The sequence below is a fragment of the Microcoleus sp. N3A4 genome (genome assembly GCF_036701805.1).
In the GTDB taxonomy this organism is placed as follows: Bacteria; Cyanobacteriota; Cyanobacteriia; order Cyanobacteriales; family Microcoleaceae; genus Microcoleus.
Genome location: NZ_JAUBRJ010000149.1, coordinates 1 through 4,083 on the forward strand (window position 1 = coordinate 1; position 4,083 = coordinate 4,083).

Annotated in this window: 2 protein-coding genes; both read right to left on the reverse strand. The window is 42.6% G+C overall.

Features of this window, described 5'->3' with window-relative positions; translation table 11 throughout:
- Positions 1–212: 212 nt before the first annotated feature.
- Positions 213–704: a hypothetical protein gene (locus QUA56_RS36225; RefSeq protein WP_333368772.1), complete on the reverse strand. Its 492-nt coding sequence runs from the start codon at positions 702–704 to the stop codon at positions 213–215.
- Between the two features lie 416 nt (positions 705–1,120).
- Positions 1,121–3,205, reverse strand: a complete 2,085-nt coding sequence (gene recG / locus QUA56_RS36230; RefSeq protein WP_333368775.1) for an ATP-dependent DNA helicase RecG — start codon at positions 3,203–3,205, stop codon at positions 1,121–1,123.
- Between the last annotated feature and the right edge of the window lie 878 nt (positions 3,206–4,083).

Below are 4,083 nucleotides of genomic sequence, written 5' to 3' on the forward strand. Positions count from 1 at the left end.
CACAGATATTTTTCCTACACTGAATGTATGATAATCCTTAGTCATTAAAGCCAGAACTGCGGAATGTGGGTTACAAAATGTTAAAGAGTTACTGCCCCAAAAACAATGGAAAGTTAAGGAAGCTGTTTATATGGCTAAGGCTAAATTTCGTAACTCTTACATAAGAAATAATTTTTGTTAATTAAGGAATTATACTAAAATTTTCAATAAATTTATAGGCTTGCTAAATGCGGGTTGTTTTTACGAATTTTTTGTAACTTAGCTCCCTCAAGTTTAATAGCTGCGGTTCGATCCAACCAAGAGTAAAGATTAGCTGCCAAAGAAGCATTAAGGCTAAACGGTTTAGAATTAAAGCCCGCTCTCATACCTCGACGAATTTCAGGTAGGGTCAGTCCTTGTTCGAGCAGAAAAGGAAGAATATCAATTAATTCTTGAAAAGCGTTCTGTGGCTGAAAGCTGTTATCTGGATCAGCTTTAAGGGTGAATCTGCGACGACGCTTAAAAGGATGTTGCCAAGCCCAACGATAGTGATCCAGATATGCTTCATCAGTATCAATAGTAGCATCGGTACGATCTATAGTATTAGCATTTTTCCAGTAAGTTTTTTCCTTTATAATAAATACCAAATCACAATAAAGGTTATTAAAATTTGGAAAAGTATCGCCACTGACCCAAAAATTGATATTATTTACTATGGAAGACATTTGTGTAATGTGACAATAGGAATGCAGGAATTTACAATTCCAAATGTATGGATCTTGATTGCCAACAATAGTATCGTGATAAACTACGATGCTATCGAATACTGATTTAGTACGAGATGGATGGTAGATAAGATAACCGTTCAAAATACGACCTCAATAGTAATTATAAAATACAATTATATAATTAAAAGTATATCCTATGAAATAAAAAATCTGTTAATAGATTGTTTGAGGTTAAGTAAAAAAATATTCTCATAAAAAGCTAAGAGGATATTTCAAAAGCTAAAGAAAGCTATATTTAACTGCTGATGAGAGGAGGGAAGCAAAACCCTGCGATGTGAGCCAATATATTGACATACTCGATCGGGCTGGCACTCTGTTCACCATAATTTTTTAATATCCTCTAAGCAAACCTATTAATTAAGAGTGCAATCCCAACTTGTCAGCCCTCGTCTTTTGAGTTCTGCAACCATCAAAGGATGTCCCTCTAAATTCGGGTTACTTTTGACGATCGCTACTGCCATATAACGAGCTAAATTCAGCAAATCCTCATCATCCAGTATATTTGCCAGAGCAAATTCTGAAATTCCCGACTGCCGATAGCCCATCACAACACCTGGCCCACGCAGCCGCAAATCCATCTCTGAAATAAAGAACCCATCGGTGGATTTTTCCAACACTTCAAGACGTGCCTTAGCTTCTGCTGTTTTACTGGTATTGAGCAGCAGACAATAGGAACGGTGCGAACCCCGACCAACCCGACCCCTTAACTGGTGCAGTTGAGCCAAGCCAAAGCGATCGGCATGGTCGATTAAAATGACTGTAGCGTTTGGAACATCCACGCCCACTTCCACAACAGTCGTGGAAACCAGTATTTGGGTTTTGTTGTCGCCCAATGAGTTGAGCGCTTCATCTTTCTCGGCTGATGTCATCCGGCCGTGCAGCAAACCAACTCTAAATTCGGGAAAGATTTCAGTTGACAGTCGATCGTATTCTGCTACCGCTGCTCTCAAATCTAGCTTTTCCGATTCTTCCACCAAGGGAAGGATGATGTACGCCTGACGACCTCGAAGTACCTCAAGGCGGATTAAATCGTATGCTGAAGCGCTTTTATTAAGCACTTTCGTGTGAATCTTCTGACGACCGGGCGGTAACTCGTCAATCTGACTGACATCCAAATCCCCGTGCAAGGTCAGTGCTAAAGTACGCGGAATAGGAGTCGCGGTCATCGTCAGCACATGAGGTCTGTTTCCCTTGTTCAGTAAATCTTGTCGCTGCTGCACGCCGAATCTGTGCTGTTCGTCGATGACTACCAGCCCTAGTTTGTTGAAGTTGACCTTCTCTTGCAGAAGCGCGTGAGTTCCTACCAATAGTGAAAGTTCACCCGTCTCTAATTGGGCGTGGATTTCTCTGCGCTTGGTGGTTTTGGTAGAACCCGTCAGCAATTGAACAGAAACGCCAAGGCGTTCAAACCACGTCGCAATCTTCCTGTGATGCTGTTGGGCTAGCACTTCTGTAGGTGCCATAAGTGCCGCTTGGTAGCCAGACTGGATGGCAGCGAGGATAGCAACGACAGCAACAACTGTTTTACCAGAACCGACATCCCCCTGTACCAGTCGGTTCATCGGCGTTTTGGAAGTCATGTCGTTGAGAATGTCGTTAATGACCCTACGTTGAGCTGAGGTAAGCGAGAAGGGAAGTTGAGAGTAAAACTGTTGGATTAGAGGGCCAGCAGGAGTTATTTTTGTAAGAGCCGATCGCGCCAAAAGCCGGTGGCGACGCACTATAAACGATAGCTGGAGATAGAAAAACTCATCAAATACCAGGCGACGGCGGGCAGCTTCTAGTTGGGTTTCGTCTGGGGGCTGGTGGATGTTTGCGATCGCCTTCTGTAATTCCATCAAACCGTGTTGTCGTCTGAACTCCTGCGGCAGGGGGTCATTTAGCAGCTTGGCAGATTCCAAAGCTGAGGTTACTGCATTTTGGACAATTTCGTTGCTAACTCCCTTTGTCAAAGGATAAATTGGGATAATTGAATTTTTCGTATCCTTGGCTTCGTCTAGACCGATTAATCGGATTTCAGGGGAAGTTAATGTCATTCCGCAATAGCGATCGGCTTTGACTATCCCAGATATAGCAACAATGCCTCCAGCAACATAGGTGGCGGCTTGCTCGTTCCTCCACTTTTTTGATTGGTAGTACGGGTGGTTGAAGAAACGCTTGCAGGCTATTTTACCGGTTCTGTCCTTGACAATAATAGTCTGAATTGTTAGCCTATAATTTTTAGGCGTACTGACTACTTCCTGATGTTGAATCTTACCTACAACCGTGACTGAATCGCCTACTTTCAACTGATAAATTTTTACTCGCCGATACTTGATGTAATCACGGGGAAAGTAGAGCAGTAAGTCTCGTACTGTTGCAAGGGCCAGCCTTTCTAGCATTTTGTAATTGTTTGGGCTTAACCCTGGCAGATCGCAAATGGGTGAATGCAGTTTCATGATGATAGTTGGGAACTTCTCAGATTCAAAATTTTGTTAGCAAGCCATTCATAATGCTGCGCTAGCAGCCACTTCACCAATGGCAAATCGCTGAATTTAATTTAGAGATACACTGCTTTTAATCCTTCCATTACTTCTAACAAAGTAGAGTTCCATTCTCGCTGGTTGCACGAAGATTTAGGGCGCAGTCGAGAGAAGTAAGTGACGTAGATTCATAATTTTAAGGTGGCGCTTCCACTCTTTCACACTACTGATAATAGAGGCTGAGTCACGGCTTGGACAAGCAGGTTTGGAAAAAGCTCTTTTCCAAATAGCATATTGTTTTGTTTTTAGGTGGGTTGCAGCGACGGTTTTACTGCTCAAACAAGTCGAAAAGGGGGGGAAATAAGCAATTTGTTTATCGCCCAACTTCAGTCATCGTTTCCCGGCCCCATGAAAGCTGCGTAAAATACTAATAGTGAGCTTTGATTAATCCAAAATTACGCCAAAATTGCGCTCGATTGCTTCATCACGAGCATTAAAACCATTTTCGTTTTCTTGCTCTTGAGATGCTAAGATTGCGTTCCAGCCGGCAAAGCCTGGATTGATTCGCTTTGATTGAGGGAATGTTTCAATAATTTCTTTTGACAGTCGATCGCCGTCTCGATCTCCTTTGAAGCCAACTACTATAGTTTCTACTTCCTCAAGAAAGTCGGTTGGCAGCGAAGAAACCGCATCAATACTTAAGTATAAAGTCGGCGTATTATTGAAATCTGGATCTAAGGCAATTACAGACAGGAGTTCTACCGGGTTGCTGGCAATAATGCCTCATATAAGTGCGATTCGTTCAGTCGAAACCGAGAAATCGGGGGATGACTGGCTTCTACAGGGTAATCCAT

Excerpts from the sequence above, each read along its gene's own strand:
- QUA56_RS36225 (WP_333368772.1), bottom strand. The coding sequence starts at position 704 with ATGTCTTCCATAGTAAATAATATCAATTTTTGGGTCAGTGGCGATACT.
- recG (WP_333368775.1), bottom strand. The coding sequence starts at position 3,205 with ATGAAACTGCATTCACCCATTTGCGATCTGCCAGGGTTAAGCCCAAAC.